This window comes from Rheinheimera marina (genome assembly GCF_042654345.1).
Taxonomy (GTDB): domain Bacteria; phylum Pseudomonadota; class Gammaproteobacteria; order Enterobacterales; family Alteromonadaceae; genus Pararheinheimera; species Pararheinheimera marina.
The window spans coordinates 88008-106268 of the sequence record NZ_JBHSGB010000014.1 but is presented as its reverse complement, the minus strand read 5'-3'; the positions used below and the strand labels follow the sequence as shown (position 1 = coordinate 106268).

The 18261-nt window shown below is 52.4% G+C and carries 16 protein-coding genes; 12 read left to right on the top strand and 4 right to left on the bottom strand.

Annotation, left to right across the window (positions count from 1 at the left end; all coding sequences use genetic code 11):
* Positions 1 to 178 precede the first annotated feature (178 nt).
* The 4 genes from fadI to ACFO3I_RS15410 all read left to right on the top strand — a co-directional run bounded on the left by fadI (position 179) and on the right by ACFO3I_RS15410 (position 4556).
* Entirely contained in the window at positions 179 to 1489 is a 1311-nt protein-coding gene (fadI, locus tag ACFO3I_RS15425) for an acetyl-CoA C-acyltransferase FadI (protein ID WP_377335442.1), read from the top strand.
* Positions 1489 to 3615: a fatty acid oxidation complex subunit alpha FadJ gene (gene fadJ / locus ACFO3I_RS15420; RefSeq protein ID WP_377335440.1), complete on the top strand. Its 2127-nt coding sequence runs from the start codon at positions 1489 to 1491 to the stop codon at positions 3613 to 3615. Before fadI ends, fadJ begins: the two co-directional genes overlap by 1 nt.
* 182 nt (positions 3616 to 3797) lie before the next feature.
* Positions 3798 to 3992 carry a hypothetical protein gene (locus ACFO3I_RS15415; RefSeq protein ID WP_377335438.1) on the top strand — a complete coding sequence of 65 codons (195 nt, stop codon included), beginning with the start codon at positions 3798 to 3800 and terminating at the stop codon, positions 3990 to 3992.
* 213 nt (positions 3993 to 4205) lie between these two features.
* Entirely contained in the window at positions 4206 to 4556 is a 351-nt protein-coding gene (locus tag ACFO3I_RS15410; RefSeq protein WP_377335436.1) for a MaoP family protein, read from the top strand.
* 61 nt (positions 4557 to 4617) lie between these two features.
* On the opposite strand, the gene ACFO3I_RS15405 is transcribed toward ACFO3I_RS15410, so the two are convergent.
* Both ACFO3I_RS15405 and ACFO3I_RS15400 read right to left on the bottom strand, forming a co-directional pair.
* Positions 4618 to 6840 (bottom strand): putative bifunctional diguanylate cyclase/phosphodiesterase, encoded by a 2223-nt coding sequence (locus tag ACFO3I_RS15405; protein ID WP_377335434.1) that lies wholly within the window; start codon positions 6838 to 6840, stop codon positions 4618 to 4620.
* 67 nt (positions 6841 to 6907) lie between these two features.
* Positions 6908 to 9673: an insulinase family protein gene (locus ACFO3I_RS15400; RefSeq protein ID WP_377335432.1), complete on the bottom strand. Its 2766-nt coding sequence runs from the start codon at positions 9671 to 9673 to the stop codon at positions 6908 to 6910.
* Positions 9674 to 9843: 170 nt separating this feature from the next.
* Here ACFO3I_RS15400 and sixA point away from each other — a divergent pair, with 170 nt between their 5' ends.
* A complete protein-coding gene (gene sixA, locus ACFO3I_RS15395; protein ID WP_377335430.1) occupies positions 9844 to 10335 on the top strand; it encodes a phosphohistidine phosphatase SixA in 492 nt (163 codons plus the stop codon).
* Between the two features lie 4 nt (positions 10336 to 10339).
* Here sixA and smrB read toward each other — a convergent pair whose 3' ends face one another.
* On the bottom strand, positions 10340 to 10867 hold the full coding sequence (smrB, locus tag ACFO3I_RS15390) for an endonuclease SmrB (protein ID WP_377335428.1): 528 nt from the start codon (positions 10865 to 10867) through the stop codon (positions 10340 to 10342).
* A gap of 35 nt (positions 10868 to 10902) precedes the next feature.
* On the opposite strand from smrB, the gene prmB reads away from it, so the two are divergent.
* From prmB to ACFO3I_RS15360, 6 genes are all read left to right on the top strand, one after another.
* Positions 10903 to 11847 carry a 50S ribosomal protein L3 N(5)-glutamine methyltransferase gene (gene prmB / locus ACFO3I_RS15385; RefSeq protein ID WP_377335426.1) on the top strand — a complete coding sequence of 315 codons (945 nt, stop codon included), beginning with the start codon at positions 10903 to 10905 and terminating at the stop codon, positions 11845 to 11847.
* Positions 11848 to 12158: 311 nt separating this feature from the next.
* Positions 12159 to 13262 (top strand): chorismate synthase, encoded by a 1104-nt coding sequence (gene aroC / locus ACFO3I_RS15380; RefSeq protein WP_377335424.1) that lies wholly within the window; start codon positions 12159 to 12161, stop codon positions 13260 to 13262.
* An 80-nt stretch (positions 13263 to 13342) separates the two neighbouring features.
* Positions 13343 to 14527 carry an MFS transporter gene (locus tag ACFO3I_RS15375; RefSeq protein WP_377335422.1) on the top strand — a complete coding sequence of 395 codons (1185 nt, stop codon included), beginning with the start codon at positions 13343 to 13345 and terminating at the stop codon, positions 14525 to 14527.
* Positions 14528 to 14573: 46 nt separating this feature from the next.
* Positions 14574 to 15701, top strand: a complete 1128-nt coding sequence (locus ACFO3I_RS15370) for an ATP-NAD kinase family protein (protein ID WP_377335420.1) — start codon at positions 14574 to 14576, stop codon at positions 15699 to 15701.
* Positions 15701 to 15976 (top strand): YfcL family protein, encoded by a 276-nt coding sequence (locus ACFO3I_RS15365; RefSeq protein ID WP_377335419.1) that lies wholly within the window; start codon positions 15701 to 15703, stop codon positions 15974 to 15976. The genes ACFO3I_RS15370 and ACFO3I_RS15365 overlap by 1 nt, the downstream gene beginning before the upstream one ends.
* 92 nt (positions 15977 to 16068) lie before the next feature.
* Positions 16069 to 16686: an FKBP-type peptidyl-prolyl cis-trans isomerase gene (locus ACFO3I_RS15360; protein ID WP_377335417.1), complete on the top strand. Its 618-nt coding sequence runs from the start codon at positions 16069 to 16071 to the stop codon at positions 16684 to 16686.
* Between the two features lie 52 nt (positions 16687 to 16738).
* On the opposite strand, the gene dsbB is transcribed toward ACFO3I_RS15360, so the two are convergent.
* Entirely contained in the window at positions 16739 to 17272 is a 534-nt protein-coding gene (gene dsbB / locus ACFO3I_RS15355; protein WP_377335415.1) for a disulfide bond formation protein DsbB, read from the bottom strand.
* A 245-nt stretch (positions 17273 to 17517) separates the two neighbouring features.
* Between dsbB and fadR the strand changes: the two genes are divergently transcribed.
* Positions 17518 to 18237: a fatty acid metabolism transcriptional regulator FadR gene (fadR, locus tag ACFO3I_RS15350; protein ID WP_377335413.1), complete on the top strand. Its 720-nt coding sequence runs from the start codon at positions 17518 to 17520 to the stop codon at positions 18235 to 18237.
* The last annotated feature ends 24 nt before the right edge of the window (positions 18238 to 18261 follow it).

Genomic DNA, 18261 nt, shown 5'->3' with positions numbered 1-18261 from the left:
GTTGTTGTTTTCTATGCAGTTAACTGCAAAAGCAGCTAGGCTCTGACCTGAAGTTTTATATAAGGTTCTGCAGGTTTTAAAACAAGTGTTTTAATTTCACCGATCTGTGGTTACAATCGATTCAAATTAGAGGTCTGACCTGTTCAGACTCAGCCACATCAGCAACACGAGGACAGTTATGGCCGCGCCTATTGAACTTAAGACCCGTCAGGGAGACCGCATCGCGATAGTGCGTGGTCTGAGAACCCCTTTTGCCAAACAAGCTACTGAATTCCATGGCGTTTCCGCGTTGGAATTAGGCAAGCTGGTTGTCAACGAACTGCTGATCCGCAGCGAATTGTCGCCCAAGCTAATAGATCAGCTGGTCTATGGTCAAGTCGTGCAAATGCCTGAAGCGCCGAACATTGCCCGTGAAATCGTCTTGGGTACTGGCATGAATATTCATACCGACGCTTTCAGCGTGACCCGTGCCTGTGCCACCAGTTTCCAGTCCGTGGTCAGCGTCGCAGAAGGCATGATGGCCGGTATCCATGACATTGCCATTGCCGGTGGAGCCGATTCCAGTTCAGTGTTGCCTATTGGCGTCAGCAAGAAATTAGCGCGTGCGCTGGTGGATTTAAATAAAGCCAAGACCTTCGGACAAAAACTTGCGATATTCCGTCGTCTGGGCCTGAAAGACTTGTTGCCGGTGCCGCCTGCTGTCGCCGAATACACCACGGGCTTGTCGATGGGCGATACCGCCGAGCAAATGGCGAAAACTCACGGCATCAGCCGTGCGGATCAGGATGCGTTGGCGCACCGTTCGCATAGCCTGGCGGCTCAGGCCTGGAAAGACGGCAAGCTGAAAGACGAAGTGATGGCGGCACATATTGAACCGTACAAAACCTTCCTCGAGATGGATAACAATATCCGGATGGATTCCAAGCTGGAGTCCTACGCCAAACTGAAGCCGGTGTTTGACCGCCAGTTTGGTTCTGTCACTGCCGCAACCAGCACGCCTTTAACTGACGGCGCCTCTGCAGTCCTGATGATGACTGAAAGCCGTGCCAAAGCGCTGGGTTATAAACCTCTGGGTTATATCCGCAGTTATGCATTCGCCGCTATTGATGTGTGGGACGACATGCTGATGGGTCCATCCTATGCAACGCCAATCGCGCTGGAACGTGCTGGTATGAAGCTGTCCGATTTAACCCTGATTGAAATGCACGAAGCCTTTGCTGCTCAGGCGCTGGCCAACGTGAAGATGTTCGGCAGCAAAAAGTTTGCCGAAGAAAAGTTGGGTCGCTCTGAAGCCATCGGCGACATTGATATGGACAAATTTAACGTCATTGGTGGTTCGCTGGCCTATGGCCACCCCTTTGCCGCCACCGGTACTCGTTTAATCACGCAAACCTTAAATGAACTGCAACGTCGCGGTGGTGGTACAGCGTTAACCACAGCCTGCGCCGCCGGTGGTTTAGGCGCCGCCATGATCCTGGAGACAGATTAATGACTGCTTCGACCTTTAGCCTGAGCGTCCGTCCAGACGGCGTGGGCGTTATTACTATGGATGTGCAAGGCGAGAGCATGAATGTGCTTAAAGCCGCTTTTGCTGATGAAATTAAACAGCTGCTGAGTGACATCAAAGGCAATAAAGACATTAAGGGCCTGGTGATTATCTCCGGTAAAGCTGACTCCTTTATTGCCGGTGCCGACATCAGCATGCTGGACGGCTGCAGCACAGCCCAGCAGGCCGAAGAGATTGGCCGCATGGGTCAGCAGGTGTTTAACCAGTTAGAAGCCTTGCCTGTCCCTTTGGTTGCCGCTATTCACGGCCCTTGTCTGGGCGGTGGTCTGGAGCTGGCGATGGCCTGTCACAAACGGGTAGCGACCACAGACAACAAAACCGTACTGGGGTTACCTGAAGTGCAGCTGGGTTTATTGCCAGGTTCTGGCGGTACTCAGCGTCTGCCACGCTTAGTCGGTATCCAAAAAGCGCTGGACATGATTTTAACTGGCAAGCAGTTACGTGCGGCACAAGCGAAAAAGGCTGGCCTGGTGGATGCGGTGGTACCCAAAAGCATTCTGCTGGACGCGGCGGTGAAACTGGCGCTGGAAGGCAAAGCCAAAGCCCGTGAAGTGAAGCTGAACCTGGTTGGCAAAGTATTGGAGAAAACGCCTTTTGGCCGTTCTATTTTATTCTCTCAGGCAAAAAAACAGACGCTGGCCAAAACCCATGGCAATTACCCGGCACCGCTGAAAATCCTCGACGCCATTGAGGCGGGGATCAGTGGTGGCATTAATAAAGGCCTGGATGTCGAAGCCAAAGCTTTTGGTGAGCTTTGCATGACGGCCGAATCCAAAGCGCTGCGTTCTATTTTCTTCGCCACCACCGCGATGAAAAAAGAAACAGGCGCCGGCGATGTGCAGCCACGTAAAGTGCAAAAAGCAGCCATTTTAGGCGGCGGCCTGATGGGCGGTGGTATTGCCAACGTCACAGCCACCAAAGCGGGTATTCCGGTGCGGATTAAAGACATTAACCAGACCGGCATCGGAAATGCGCTCAAATACAGCTACAGTCTGCTGGAGAAAAAATTCCGCCGCCGTTTTATCAGCAAAACTGAATTGCAAAAGCAGATGTCATTGCTGACCGGCACCACAGATTACAGTGGTTTTCACGATGTCGACCTGGTGGTAGAAGCGGTATTTGAAGATCTGAATTTGAAACGTCAGATGGTCAAAGACATTGAGCAGCACTGCAGCGAACATACAGTATTTGCCAGCAACACCAGCTCCTTGCCAATTGGTCAGATTGCCGCAGAAGCGGCACGGCCGGAAAATGTGATTGGCCTGCATTACTTCTCTCCGGTCGACAAAATGCCGTTGGTGGAAGTGATTGCCCATGACAAAACCTCGCCAGAAACCATCGCAACCACAGTGGCCTTTGCCCGTAAACAAGGTAAAACGCCTATCGTCGTCAAAGACGGTGCAGGTTTTTATGTCAACCGTATTCTGGCGCTCTATATGAACGAAGCGGCCAATATCCTGCTGGAAGGCGAGCCGGTTGAGCAGCTGGATAAAGCGCTGGTGAAATTTGGTTTCCCGGTCGGCCCTATTACCTTGCTGGACGAAGTAGGTATTGATGTAGGCGCGAAAATCAGCCCTATTCTGGCCAAAGAACTGGGCGAGCGTTTTGTCGCTCCGGCTGCCTTTGACAAGCTGATGGCCGATGGACGTAAAGGCCGTAAGAGTGAAAAAGGCTTTTACCTGTATGGCAGCAAAGCGAAAAAAGGCAAAAAGCAGGTGGACCCGTCGGTTTACCTGTTGCTGGGCTTGAACCCGCAGGAACGCTTAAGCCTGGATCAAATCGCCCTGCGCTGCACAGTGCAGATGCTGAACGAAGCGGTGCGTTGTCTGGAAGAGGGCATTATCAGCAGCGCGCGTGACGGTGACGTCGGCGCCATCTTTGGTATTGGCTTCCCACCATTCCACGGCGGTCCGTTCCGTTACATCGACCAGATGGGCGCGGCGACCCTGGTAGCGCACCTGCGTAGCTTTGAACAGAAGCATGGCAGCCGTTTTGCCCCTTGCCAGTTGTTACTGGATAAAGCGGAACGGGCAGAAACCTTCTATTAAAGGTGGATGTACCGTCTTTCACAGTCAACAAAGCCAGCGTCTGCTGGCTTTGTTTTATTTGCAACTGACCGAACCAGGTTTTGTGTGGTGCTGGATAAAATAACAGCAACCTCAGGGCGAAAAACAACCGCACCTGCAGAGGGATGTTGGTATACTGCGCGCGATTTTTGCTGGAGGTGTCTGTGTTGGTGCTGTTGTTTGCCTGTCTGGGCAGTGCTGTAGCCTGTTATATTGCTGCGTTACGTTCTGGCATGGCCGCTCGTCGTTGGGCGCTGGCGGCCTTGTGTTTTGGCCCGCTGATCCTGCCATTTTTTCATAGCCATAAACGACTAACCTTGAAGCGGGCTTACGCCAGTTGCAGCCGTTTTTTGTGTTGAGGCTGTTTTCGCCACGCAAGGTAACTCGCTAAAACTGACCAAAAGTCAGTCAGTTGCGCTTGTTTTTTCAACTTCTTCTGCATGCTTGTTCCTGCCTTTTTGAAATCTTTTGACAAAGCCAATTTTTTGTTTGACGAGTCTGATTTTGTTTACCATACTGCGCACAGTTTCACTGGGACAGCTGTAAATTAACGACATTAGAGGTAAAAAGTGATGCAGCAAAGTTTTGTCGCTACCCGTCGCTTTTTCGATGACCGTAACTTCCCAAAGGGATTTACCAGGTCCGGGCGCTTTACTCTGGCAGAAGGTAATTTGCTGGAGAAACATGGCATTGCCATGCAAGAGTTAGAACAAGGCAGCCGCCAGCCAGTTAACGACGAAGAAAAACGTTTTCTGGACGTCTGCAAAGGTGAAGTGGAAGCCAGCAGTCAATATGAAAAAGTCTGGGTTAAATACAAGCAGCGTGTTGGAGAAAAACGTAAATTCCACACCGTATTTGGCAAAAAGCGTATTGCCGATGGCAGTGACGACTTTTCCTTCGCTGACAGCAGCGATTCAGATTAAGAAAAAAGCCCGTCAGGGCTTTTTTTGTGGCTGAAATTTGTCGTGAACCTTTCTTTGGCCTTTAGGCCTGCACTGCAGTCAGTTTAGGTTTAAGCTGCTTCTGCTGCTTCAGGAAGGCGGCAAACTCGGCGGCAGATAAAGGCTTGCTGTAGTAGTAGCCTTGCAGGATTTCACAGCGCAGCTGTTTCAGCTGTTGCAACTGCTCTGCGGTTTCCACTCCTTCCGCCACGACTGTCAGGTTCAGGTTGTGCGCGATTGTCACTATGGTGTCCACCATATTGCGGCCGCGGGCCGACGTCATATCGTCGACAAAGGCTTTGTCGATTTTCAGCGTATTGAGCGGGAACTGCTTCAGGTAAGCTAAAGACGAATAGCCGGTACCAAAGTCATCCATGGCCAGATGAATGCCACGGGCACGCAGCTTCTTCATGGTGTCGATGGCCAGCTTCGGCGACTGCATAACAGTGCCTTCCGTAATTTCCAGTTCCAGATGGTACGAGGGCAGCTCAGAGCGCTGCAGGATATCGTCAATCTGTTCACACAAAAACGGCAACATAAACTGCTTGGCCGACAGGTTCACTGCCACCCGGCCATGGAACAAGCCCTGATCTATCCAGCGTTTTACGTCTTCACAGGTTTTCTGCAGTACTACCTCACCAATTTCGAGAATTTGGCCTGTTTCTTCTGCGACAGGGATAAAGGAAGCCGGGCTTATTACGCCTTTTTTCGGTGTAATAAAACGAACCAGAGCTTCCATACCAACCAGTTGCCCCGTGACTATATCCATCTTCGGCTGGTAGAACACGGAGAAATAATCTTCTTTCAGGCCATGACGGATCAGGTTTTCCACCTGCAGGCGTTTTACTGCCAGCTTGTTCATCGAATCGTTGAAAAACAGGTAACGGTTGGCACCTTCATTTTTGGCATGGTACATCGCGGTATCGGCGTTTCGCAGCAGCGCCTGCGGATCTAAGCCATCTTCCGGGTACATCACAATGCCAATACTGCTGGTGATGGCCAGTTCGTGCTGTTCGATAAAAAATGGCTGGTTAATTTGTTTTAACAGCTCTTTTGCCAGGCTGGTGATGCTGTGAATGTCATTGGTGTTTTCCAGCACCACCGCAAATTCGTCACCGCCTAGCCGGTACAGTTTGGCTTTAAAGCGGATAAAGTGGCTTAAACGCTCGGCCAGGCGGCAGAGCAGGGTGTCGCCAAGTTCATGGCCCAGCGAGTCGTTGATCTTTTTAAAGTTGTCCAGGTCAAACACCAGCAGCGCATGTGGGACTTGTTCTTTGACCAGTTGTGTCAAATGGTTGGAGAAACGTGAACGGTTGGGCAGGCCGGTCAGTGTGTCGGTGTCAGCCAACCGGTTCAGTTCGGCTTCACGACGTTTGCGTTCGCTGATATCGGATATGACGGCAACAAACTGCTGCACCATACCTTCTTCATCGCGAATAAGGTCAAAGCTGAGCTCCGCCTGAAAGATTTCACCATTGAGGCGTTTTTCTTCAATTTCGCCTGACCAATAGCCTTGTTCAAATAATGTCTGGCGAATTTCATGTAAAAAGCGGGCCGGGTACAGAGGCAACTCAAACAAATGATGCAGCACCTGCTCACGGTTTTTGCCCGTGATGCTCTGGTAGGCCGGGTTCACTTCCATCACCACAAAATTGGTGTCACAGACCAGCACTGCATCTGAAATGTTTTCCAGACAGCGGGCAAACAACCCCAGTCGTTCTTCGGTTTCTTTTAACTGCTGGATATTTTTAAGCGTGCCGGTCATCCGGGCTGCTTTGCCTTCTTCATCCAGATGCACCACTTTGCCGCGGTCCAGCACCCAGAGCCATTGGCCGTCGGCGGCTTTGATGCGGTAACTGGCTTCAAAGATGGGCGTAATGCCATGGATATGCTGTTCAAGCGCCCGGGTGACCCTGTCCAGGTCTTGCGGGTGAATTTCAGAGCGGTTGGGCGGAAACTGCTGTGCATCGCCTGGTTGTTCCAGTGGCTGATGCCAGGAGCTGGAGCGGTACAACTGGCCTTGTTCAATGTCCCAGTCCCACAGTTCGTCGCCGCTGCCCCACAAGGATAAGCGCAGCCGCTCTTCACTTTGCTCCAGACGAAGCTGGTAGCGGCGCATTCGCAGCAGGCTAAGGTGCGCCAGCACCAGGGCCATAATAGACAGGACTGAGACGACAGGTAATAAATAGGGCTGAATCAGCACCCAACCAGAGGCCAGCACCGGAAGAGGGCTTAGCAAAAGCAAAACAAGACTGGGAAACTTCACCTGCAGCACTGCTCGTTCTTATTGTTATCACAATCCAAAGTAACCAAAGTCTAATGGACTGTCAAAACTATTCCTTTTGTAACTGCAGCTGCTGGCGCCAATCGCTGGCATTTTGCACTTTCAGATGGCTGTGCTCTGGTGCAGGCCCGGTGGCCAGAAAGATTGCATCGTAGTCTGGCGCCAATAACTGGTAGAAAAAGCCAATAAATTTATCTAGCGGCAACTCAATTAACGCCGTCTCGATTTGTTGCTGCAGGTGGAATTGATGGTCACCCTGAGCAATCGCCAACCAGAACCGTTTAGCCCGCGCAGCCAGGCTGGCATCGCGCTCGCGAATTTGCGTCAGCAGGCCTTGTTTCATCTGGTCAAAATCTTCTGCGGCCAGCTGCTCCAGTTCCGACAGAAAGTTTTTATAAAAATCCAGGGTGGCCTGATACAACACCCTGCATTCGGTGGACGGGCTTTGAATATAAAAGGCAATGCCCGGCAGCAGATTCATCGGCACATAACCTGTGCCGACCAGATACCCCAGTTGCTGTTCGGTACGCAGCTCGTGAAAATACTCAGGTGCCAATAAATGATTCGCCAGCATAAACAGCGCCATTTGCTGTGGCGTTTTCTGCAGGGCAGGTAAATAGATCACCAGCGCATGGTCATTGTGTTCAACCTGTTGCTCCAGCCAGACCGGCCCTATATTGGCCGTGCTGTAGCGCTGGCGTGGTAAAAAACCACCATTGGGCTGAGTTTTTAAGAACTGGCTCAGCACAGTGGTTAAGGCCTGCGCCTGAGGCCGTGGCCAGTTACCAATCATAAAGGCGTCTAGCGATACCTGCTGCAGCAACTGCTGATGGAACTGATTAAACTGGTCAAAATCAACAGCACTCAGTTCGGCTGCCAGTTGCTCAATATCAGGGTTCAGCGGTTGCAATAACGACGACAGCTGACTGAATAGTTTGGAGACCGGCTTGCTTTTACTGTGGTTCTGCCAGTGCCGGACTAATTGACGGCGTATTTCTTCAAAGCGGTCTTCGCTGAAACTGCATTGATGCAGTTGCTGCAGAATATCCTGCATCAGGCGGATCTGATGGCCGGCAAGGCCGGCGCAGTGCACACTCAGGCCGTTATTCTGTACATGCAAATGGTAGGTCAGGCCCGCTGTGGTGGCGGCATACAGGTTTTCATTAATTAAATCCTGAAACAGTTCCAGCCACAGTCGGGTTTGTGCCATGGCTGCCACCGACTGAATACTGTTCGGTAAATTCAGCTGAACGAATACATGGCCTTTGGGGGTATGGAATTCGGTATCTGCTTTAAACCAAAGCCGCAATGAGGCTTCATCCACCAGCAGTTCAGGACTGTTCTGGTGCTGGCTGTCTGGTAATAATTCCAGTGTTTCCACCAGATAGGGGTTTGGCTTGGGCAGCGCTGCATCCAGTGCAGGCTGTGCGTTGGCCAGCTGATCCAGCTGTGCCTGGCTTAGCTTTTCTACTTTATATGGCGTGTGATACCAACGCGCCTGTTTGTCCGTGCTGAGTTCTGGCGCTACCAGCATCACCCGCAAATTGTCCGGCCGGAAATACTCCAGCAACTGGCGGTACAGGGTTTCGGACGGCAAATCCATCCGGTAATCCCCGTAGAGGTAATCCTGCACCGGATAATGCTGCATATTGACCGACAGATCGCAGGCAGTTTGCTGAGCCGTATTGGGTTCCTGATACAAAAAGCTCCACTGGACCAGGCGCTGGCGCTCCAAAAACAGGTTTAACGGAAACGCCGACTGACGTAGCAGCGCAATCTGGCCAAACAACAATTCAAGGATTTGCGCACAAGTGCTTAAGCCGGCCTGCGTTAGCTCAAAAGACACACTGAAGTCTTTGTAATTACTGCCGTCTATGCCGCCGCCAGCGCTGAGTTGGTTGACCAGGCCGCGCTGTTTCAGCATGGCTAATAATGAACCTGGTCCTTCGTCGCCTAATAAATGTGCCAAAAAAGAGATCAGCTTGTATTTATAAAGTGGCTGAATGTCAGGCAGGGCAAAACTGGCCACCAGGCGTTGGCTGTGTTTGTGCGGTTCAATCGACAGCTGAATACTTTGTTGTTCGTCCAGATACAGAGGTTCGGTCAGCGGGGCTTTCGGCGCCACATGGTCCGGGATCGCAGCAAAATGCTGCTCTGCCAGTTGCTGCATCTGCTCAAGTGGCAAGGAGGACACCAGGCACAAGGTCATCCGGCGTGCACCATAATGTTGGTGGAAAAATTGTTGCACCGCTTGCTGCAGGCTTTGCTCTGAGGTGTCGGCCAGTGTGGATAAATTGCCGACTGAAAATTTGGCAAAGGGGTGGGCCGGGTTGACCGTTTCTTTATGCACCTGATAAATACGCCGGCCGTCGTCTTTTAGTTTTAACGAAAATTCGGCTTCAATGGCCTGACGTTCTTTCTCAATGTAATCGGCGTGAAATAACGGCGCTTTGAACATATCGGCAAAACGGTCCAGCGCTTCGTTGTAATAATCCGGGTCTATATCAAAAAAGAAACTGCTGTGTTCTGTGCCAGTCCATGCATTGTGGCTGCCGCCATGGTGGCTGATAAAATGGGCGTAATCGCCGGCACCCTGATACTTTTCGGTGCCAAGAAACAGCATATGTTCGAGAAAATGTGCCAGACCCTGGCGTTCAAAAGGGTCATCAAAATGGCCAACATTGACCGTCAACGCAGCTGCGCTTTTCTCTGCATCTTGTTGATGCACCAGTAAAACGGCTAAATGGTTGCTCAGGGTCAGCGCCAGAAACTGGCGGCTATCATTGGGGCTTTGCAGTAATGACTGTGCGTTCAAAACAGGCCTCTTGTCCGGAACCGTAAAAACTGAAGGCGACGGTTCATCATAGCTAATAGGAATATAATAACGTTATTTTATGCTTTATTGGCAGTTACCGAGTCAGCCAAGTTTCATTATCATAGCGCACTCTTTTCGCGGCGAGCGCGAAGTTGTAACTGGTAGCAGCAATGGTGAATCTGGTTATTATGCGGCATGGTGAAGCACAGCCGCAGTACAGTAGCGACAGCGAACGACAATTAACCCAGGCGGGGATCCGCGAAGTACAACAAATGGCCGGGTGGCTACAGCACCACTATAGTGCTTTTGATTGTATTTACGCCAGCCCTTATCGCCGAACTCAACAAACCGCGGCATTAATTGCCGAAGCAGGTCTGGCGTTGACGCCCATACAAACCAACACGGATCTGGTGCCTGAAGGCAATGCACAGCTGGTGTTGGATTTTATTAACCTGCAACTGACCGAACAGCCTGAACAACGCATCCTGCTGGTGTCGCATATGCCATTGGTCAGCTTTCTGGTTGAAGCTTTTACCCGTCAGGGCCAAACGCCGATCTTCGATACCGCAGGTGTGGCTTGCCTGCATTACAAACCTGACCAAGGTGTGTTGTTGGAGTATGCCAGTCCGCCACTGCTGCAATTGGTCCAGCATTCGGTCTAAGCCGTTATTGCGGCGTTTTCAGTAATACCAGCAAAGCGCCATCACGGCCCCATTCGGTTGGGGCTGTATGAAAAGCCCGGACATTCGGGTGTTGTACCAGCCAGTTCGGCACCCGTCGTGCCAGAATACCCAGGCCTTTGCCATGGACAATACAGGCGCAGTTCAGATGTTCCTGCTGGCAGTAGGCCAGTAATCCGGCCAGTTCCTCTTTGGCTTTTTCCTGCGTCAGTCCATGCAGGTCCAACACCACAGCAGGTTGAAACTCACCGCGTTTCAGTCGTTTCGGCAAGTGGGGATCTTCACCAGGCTGAGCAAAAGATAAAGCGCCACTGTCTGGGAACACACCTTCATACAGGTCTGAAAAATAAAACAAATGGCTATCCGGACTGCTATTTGCTAAAGTGACAGCCTTCTTCGGCCGCCGCTTTGGCCGCTCTGGCAGATGACTGTCCTGAGGCAGAGGCTTGGCTCCGCTGACCGCGTCACGGAACAGCTGGATATCCTCATCGGTTATAGGGGGCGTCTTTTTCATCGCGGCAGTCTACCTAAAGCACTGAGTAAAATACAATGACCGAAGCTCTGAATTCAGCCTTAACACCAGCCCTTGTTGATGAAGCGTTAAACGAACTGCAGACCATTCATGACTGGTTACGCTGGGGCGTCAGCCAGCTGAACAATGCCGACATTTATTTTGGCCACGGCACCGACAACTCCTGGGACGAAGCCGGTATTTTATTAGCATCCTGCCTGCATCTGAACCGGGTGACTGACAATATTCTGCCAACCCGGATGACCAGCTCCGAAGCCCGCGCCTATTGCGAACTGCTCGAAGCCCGCATTGAACGGCGAGTTCCGGCGGCTTACCTGACACACCATGCCTATTTTTGCGGCCTGAGTTTTTATGTCGACGAGCGCGTGCTTGTGCCGCGTTCACCAATTGGTGAGCTGATCCAGGGCCGTTTTGTCAGCTGGTTTGCCGACCAGGCGCCACAGCGTATTCTGGATTTATGCACCGGCTCTGGCTGCATCGCTATTGCCTGCGCCAAGCAGTTCCCTGAAGCGGAAGTGGATGCTGTGGATATCAGCGAAGATGCGCTGGATGTGGCCATTCACAATATTGAGATGCATGGTCTGGAGCATCAGGTGGTGCCTATTCTGTCGGACGGCTACGAAGCGCTGGCCGGCATGACCTACGATTTAATCGTTACCAACCCGCCTTATGTGGATGAAGAAGACATGGCGGATTTGCCCGCTGAGTTTCATCATGAGCCTGAGCTGGGGCTGGCCTCTGGCGCCGATGGCCTGGAGCTGACCCGCCGTATTCTGGCCGGTGCTGCCGCGCAGTTGAATGAGGGCGGCTGGCTGATTTGTGAAGTGGGCAACAGTATGGCTGCACTGGACCAGCTGTATCCGGAGTTGCCGCTGCAATGGCTGGAGTTTGCCCAAGGCGGTCATGGTGTTTTTGCTATCAGTAAAGCGGATCTGGTGGCGCACCAGGCCCTGTTTAATTAATCAGAACTAGAGCACCGAATAGTTTAAAAAAGCGACAGCAGCGAAAGTCAGAATGGCCGCAGGCAAGGCAGATTTTTGAAGGTTTAGTGGGCCTAAATTGAGAAAATCTAAAGCCGCATGCGGCCATTCTGATTTCGCCCGTACGGGAGCGCCTGAAAAACCCTCACTCCGTGTTGTAACAGCTCGAAATAGCCCCACTATTCCTTCGCTGTTACGCCTTGATTGAGTCTTTTTCAGGCTGCTCTGCTGCTCACTTCTTAAACTAATCGGTGCTCTAAAATCAGAACTTTTCGGATAAGAGGATCGATGGGATGTCAGGTAACTCGATTGGCCAGTTGTTTAAGGTGACGACTTTTGGTGAAAGCCACGGGCCGGCACTGGGCGGTATTGTGGATGGCATGCCACCGGGTTTTGAACTGGACCTGGACGCACTGCAGCTCGAACTGGACAGACGCAAGCCTGGTACATCGCGCTACACCACGGCCCGCCGTGAAGACGACGTGGTGAAAATTCTGTCTGGCCTGTTTGAAGGTGTTACCACAGGTACTTCGATAGGCCTTTTGATTGAAAATACCGACCAGCGCTCGCAGGACTATTCGGCGATTAAAGACGTGTTTCGCCCAGGGCACGCCGATTACACCTACTGGCACAAATATGGCCTGCGCGATTACCGCGGCGGCGGCCGTTCTTCGGCGCGCGAAACCGCCATTCGGGTGGCCGCAGGCGCTATTGCCAAGCAGTATCTGAAAGCCAAATTTGGTGTCGAAATTCGTGGTTATCTGGCGCAGTTAGGGCCAGTGAAGCTGGACCTGGTGGATTGGTCTGAAGTAGATAACAATCCGTTTTTCTGTGCTGACCCGGCCAAGCTGGAGGCGCTGGATGAGTACATGCGCCAGCTGAAGAAAGATGGCGACTCTGTTGGAGCCCGCGTTAATGTGGTGGCATCCGGTGTGCCTGTTGGCTGGGGCGAACCTGTGTTCGACCGGTTAGACGCAGATATTGCCCATGCCATGATGAGCATCAATGCGGTGAAAGCTGTGGAAGTGGGGGATGGCTTTGCTGTGGTTGAGCAGCGAGGGTCCACCCACCGTGACGAGCTGCGTCTTAATGGTTTTACAGCCAATCACGCCGGTGGCGTGTTAGGGGGCATTTCCAGCGGTCAGGACATCAATGTCAGCATTGCGCTTAAGCCAACGTCCAGTATCAGTATTGCCGGTAAAACCATCACCACCAGTGGCGAAGAAACGGAAATGATCACCAAAGGCCGGCACGACCCTTGTGTGGGGATCCGCGCTGTGCCCATTGCCGAAGCCATGCTGGCCATAGTGCTGATGGACCACTTTTTACGTCATCGTGCGCAAAATGCTGATGTTCGGGTGGATACGCCAGCTATTGGCGGGCGGCACAATTTCTGACAAATAACCGCCAGCCTTTGGTTGGCTGTCAATGTGATGGCGCGCTACAATAGCGCGCTTTTCTTTTCTGAATCCTTATCATGCAACTGACCAACAGCTCCAAACTTGGCCTGGCGTACTTTGCGTACTTCGCCGTGCTGGGTATTTTTGTGCCTTATCTGCCGATGTTTCTTGATGGACGTGGTTTTAATTCCTACCAGATAGGGGTGTTGTTGGCTATCGTTACCGCAGCTCGTATTGTTGGGCCGAGCGCCTGGGCTATGGTGGTGGAGCGGTGCGGCGACCCGGTGTCTGTGATGCGGTTGGGCGCTATACTGGCCGCAATGGGCTGGGCTGTCAGTTATTTCGATGTGGGCTACTGGCCTTTGGTTGCCGCGATGGCACTGTACAGCCTGTTCTGGACCGCTATATTGCCGCAGCTTGAAGTGAGCGCATTTCATTTTTTGAAAAACGACAACAAAATTTATGGCCGCATCCGCAGCTTTGGCAGTGTGGGTTACATTTTGGTGGTGATGCTGGGCGGCTGGTTGTTGCAGCACCTGGGCAGTGAGTTTCTGCCCTGGTCGGCCAGCGTCTTTTTGGCCTTATTGCTCTGGACTTTATGGCTGTTACCCTCTTTTTCCATTAAAAGTCAGCCTGAAGCCGCCAGCATTCGTTTTCGCAGCTTATTCCGGCATAAAACCTTTTTAACCTTTATGGGCGCCACCTTTTTGATGCAGTTGGGCTTTGCGCCTTTTTATGGCTTTTTTATGCTGTACTGCCGCGATTTGGGTTACAGCGGCAGCTTCTCAGGCCTGATGATCGCCATTGCGGTGCTGGCAGAAATTGTCGCGTTCTTTTTTGCCGGCAGCATTTTGCAACGGGTGCATTACCGCAAACTCTTAATGTTTTGTTATGGCGTCACTGTGGTGCGTTGGCTGATCGTGGCGTTTCTGGCGGCCGACTGGTACTGGCTGGCGTTTAGTATGAGTTTCCACGCCGCCAGTTTTGCTCTGGCGCACAGTGCGGCCATGCAATTTGTGCAGAACTTCTTCCCGCCACAACAACGTAGCCGGGGTCAGGCGCTGTACGCAGGTGTGGTGTATGGTGGCGGTGGTGCTATTGGGGCCTATTTTGCCGGTCTGATTTGGGCTGATGGTGCGGGTTCCACCTGGACCTTTTGTGCGAGCGCTGTCGCGGCAGCCGGGGCCTGTTATCTGGCCTGGTCATTGCCACGGCAGAATGCGCCGGCCAGTGCTGTTGCTGGGCAACAAAAGCCAACTTGAGTACAATGCGCGCCAGCTGAAAGTTGAATACAAGCCAGAGGTCATTGTGGCAAGTCGGTTTCGTTTAGGGCTCATCATTAACCCCGTTGCCGGGGTTGGCGGCGCTGTAGCCCTCAAAGGCAGTGACGGTGTGGTGGAGCAGGCGCTGGCGCTTGGCGCTGTGCCGATGGCCGGGGAGAAAACCCGTAAAGCGCTGGAGCCGTTATTGCCATTGGCCGATCAGCTGGAGATCTACAGCGTGGCTGGTGCTATGGGCGCAGAGCTGGCGGCTGAGATGGGGTTTCAGGTCCGCATTTGTTATCAGCCCGCACAGCTTGATACCAGTGCAGCCGATACCGAAGCGGCGGCGCTGGCACTGGCCGAAGCCGGGGTGGACCTGTTGCTGTTTGCCGGTGGCGATGGCACGGCACGCAATATCTGCACTGTGGTGCAGGATAAAACCACGGTATTGGGCATTCCGGCCGGCTGTAAAATTCACTCAGGCGTCTACGCCATTAGCCCGGCTGCCGCCGGCAAAGTGATAGCCCAACTGGTGGCCGGTGAACTGGTTAGCTTGACCGAAGCCGCTGTGATGGATATTGATGAAGCGGCTTTTCGTCAGGGGGTGGTCAAAGCCAGACGCTACGGCGAGATGCGCATTCCAGCCGAGCTTCGTTATGTGCAGAATGTAAAAAGTGGCGGTAAAGAAGTCGAAGAGCTGGTGCTTGACGACCTGGCGGCTTACGTCGCGACGCAAATGGATGACGATGTCCGGTATGTGATGGGCTCTGGCTCTACAGTGGCCGCTGTGATGGCTGAGCTTGGGCTGGACAATACCTTGTTGGGCGTGGACGTGGTGGAAAACGGCGAACTGATTGCCAGCGACGTCACGGCCAGCCAGCTGCTTGAACTGGTGCAAGGGCACGCCTGTAAACTGGTGATCACCTTAATTGGTGGCCAGGGTCATGTATTTGGCCGCGGCAACCAGCAACTCAGCCCGGCGGTGATCCGGGCGATAGGGCGGGACAATATCCTGCTGATTGCCACCAAAACCAAATTAAAACAGCTGGCAGGGCGACCTCTGTTGGCAGATACCGGCGATGCAGAACTCGACCGGGAGCTGCAGGGGCTGATCCCCGTGCTGGTGGGCTATAACGATTATGTGATGTATCGTCTGGGACTGGAGGACGTGTAGTGCAGGTTCAGTTGTTTATCAGTCAGGTGGCTGATTTTTTTGATGCGCTGGTGCCCAAAGCCAGTGATGATGAGTTATTTGCCAGTGGCTACTTACGTGGTCATGTCGATTTGGCTATTGGCCAACGTCAGGTGCTGGAGCAAGAGTTCGCCGTGGCTGAACTTACAGCAGATATTGACCAAAGCCTGCAGCAGGCTATTGCCAACGGCGAGTTGAATGAGCAGGATCAGCAGCTGGTGCTGGGGCTGTGGGCTCAGGTACAACAACTTTCGTGATCCGGTGTTCCCGGGTTGAAGCGTGACGGATGTACCTGAAAAACGGGTATAGTCACAACCAGGCGGTATCGCCTTTTATTAAAGCAGGTCTCATGACTAAATTTACAACGCTTGAGCAGCATGCCAGCTACGGCATTGGTCTGCAAATGGGTCAGCAACTGGCTGACAATCCTTTTGATGGTCTGGATATCCTGGCGGTAGCTGCAGGTCTGGCCGCAGCTTTCCAGGGCGACGAGCCTGAAGTGACTGAACAGCAAATCCGTGAAGCTTTTGCTGTGATCACCCAGCGGATGGAAGCTCAGCAAGCTGAGCAAGCCAAAGAACTGGCCGCTGCCGGCGAAGCCTTCTTAGCGGAAAACGCTAAGAAGCCAGGCATCACTGTGACTGACTCCGGTCTGCAGTATGAAGTGCTGGTACAGGGCGATGGCGAGAAGCCAACCCGTGCTTCCACGGTTCGCACGCACTACCACGGTACCCTGATTGATGGCACTGTGTTTGACAGTTCTTACAACCGTGGTCAGCCTGCTGAGTTCCCGGTGTCTGGCGTGATCGCTGGCTGGACTGAAGCGCTGCAACTGATGCCAGTTGGCACCAAGTTACGTCTGTACATCCCACACCAACTGGCTTATGGCGAGCGCGGTGCCGGTGGCAAAATTGGCCCGTTCAGCGCGCTGATTTTCGACGTCGAGCTGCTGGATATCATTGGCTAATTGCCGGTGAACCGATAATAAAAAAGGGCCGTCAGGCCCTTTTTTATTGCTGCTAATCGTAGGGGTTGTATTTCACTTTCTTAAACTGACTGAACAGCAGGCATAAGGTAAACAGGCTGTAGATCACAAAGATGATCCGGGTCCATTCCGGCATCGACAACCCAAGGAATGACCAGCCGATTTCACCGCACATGCCTGTTGGGTTAAATACGTCAGGGAACCAGCGGTCCAGCGGTAAACCTAAAGGAAACTCAGGGAACAGACTGCAGGTATATAATCCACCGGATTGCACCAGTTGCTCGACCTGGACATGATCATGGCTATTGAACAGGCCCCAGCTGACAGCAGCCGCCAGCAGCAGCCAGGCGATCCCGCGAACCGTGCCACTTTTCGGCGCTGTCATGCCGATAACACCGGCCAGCATCACACCTGTGAGGGCAGCCCTTGCATACACACACAGCATGCAAGGCTCCAAATTCATTTGGTATTGGAAATACAAAGCGGCCAGTAAAAGCACCAGCGCGGAGAACGCCAACAGGCCCCAAGCCCAGCGTTGTTTTGACCATTTGGCCAGAATCACCAACATTCGGATCCCTTTGTTTGTTCGAACAAAATTTTTTTTATGGGCTCAATCTAGAGCAAATCAATAGCAAACACAACCAATGTCTCTATGGATCAGCCAAAAGCCTGTTTGAATGCGTTCTTTCGCAGCATTTGCCAGCGGTTCAGCTTGCTGAAACTCAATTTTAAACGCCCGGCTTGTTAACTGCCGCACCTCTGGTACAATCAGTGCCGTTTTCCCATAATAACAATGATTGCGGGCCATATTGCATGACTATGAATCTGATTAAAGCTCAAAGCCCGGCGGGTTTTGCCGAAGAATATATCGTGGAGTCGATCTGGAACGGAAAGTTCGCCCCTGGTTCAATTTTGCCGGCAGAGCGTGAATTGTCTGAATTGATAGGCGTCACCCGCACCACCTTACGTGAAGTGCTGCAACGTCTTGCCCGTGACGGCTGGCTGACTATCCAGCATGGCAAACCAACCAAAGTAAATAATTTCTGGGAAACTTCAGGTCTGAATATTCTGGAAACGCTGGCCCGGCTGGACGAAGATCAGATGCCTGATCTGGTCAACGAGTTGCTGTCGGCCCGCACTAACATCAGCGCCATTTATATCCGTGGCGCGGTGAAAACCCACAAAGACCAGGTTATCGCTGCGTTATCTGCAGCAGAGCAGCTGGAAGATACACCCGAAGCCTTCGCTGAGTTCGATTACAACCTGAACCACGAGCTGGCGCTGCATTCGTCCAACCGCATTTATGTGCTGATCCTGAACGGCTTCCGTGGTCTGTACAACAAGATTGCCCGTTTTTACTTTTCCAATCCGGAAGCCCGTGAGCTGGCTCGTCAGTATTACAAGCAATTAAAACTGTACGCAGAAGCAGGTAAACACGATGAAGTGGTGTTTGCTGTGCGTAAATACGGCAAAGAGAGTGGCATTATCTGGTCTGGACTGCGCTCACAAATTCCAAAAGATTTGGTGGAATAACACCACAAAACAACAAACCGCCGT

Excerpts from the sequence above, each read along its gene's own strand:
- fadI (WP_377335442.1), top strand. The coding sequence starts at position 179 with ATGGCCGCGCCTATTGAACTTAAGACCCGTCAGGGAGACCGCATCGCG.
- fadJ (WP_377335440.1), top strand. The coding sequence starts at position 1,489 with ATGACTGCTTCGACCTTTAGCCTGAGCGTCCGTCCAGACGGCGTGGGC.
- ACFO3I_RS15410 (WP_377335436.1), top strand. The coding sequence starts at position 4,206 with ATGCAGCAAAGTTTTGTCGCTACCCGTCGCTTTTTCGATGACCGTAAC.
- sixA (WP_377335430.1), top strand. The coding sequence starts at position 9,844 with ATGGTGAATCTGGTTATTATGCGGCATGGTGAAGCACAGCCGCAGTAC.
- smrB (WP_377335428.1), bottom strand. The coding sequence starts at position 10,867 with ATGAAAAAGACGCCCCCTATAACCGATGAGGATATCCAGCTGTTCCGT.
- prmB (WP_377335426.1), top strand. The coding sequence starts at position 10,903 with ATGACCGAAGCTCTGAATTCAGCCTTAACACCAGCCCTTGTTGATGAA.
- aroC (WP_377335424.1), top strand. The coding sequence starts at position 12,159 with ATGTCAGGTAACTCGATTGGCCAGTTGTTTAAGGTGACGACTTTTGGT.
- ACFO3I_RS15375 (WP_377335422.1), top strand. The coding sequence starts at position 13,343 with ATGCAACTGACCAACAGCTCCAAACTTGGCCTGGCGTACTTTGCGTAC.
- ACFO3I_RS15360 (WP_377335417.1), top strand. The coding sequence starts at position 16,069 with ATGACTAAATTTACAACGCTTGAGCAGCATGCCAGCTACGGCATTGGT.
- dsbB (WP_377335415.1), bottom strand. The coding sequence starts at position 17,272 with ATGTTGGTGATTCTGGCCAAATGGTCAAAACAACGCTGGGCTTGGGGC.
- fadR (WP_377335413.1), top strand. The coding sequence starts at position 17,518 with ATGACTATGAATCTGATTAAAGCTCAAAGCCCGGCGGGTTTTGCCGAA.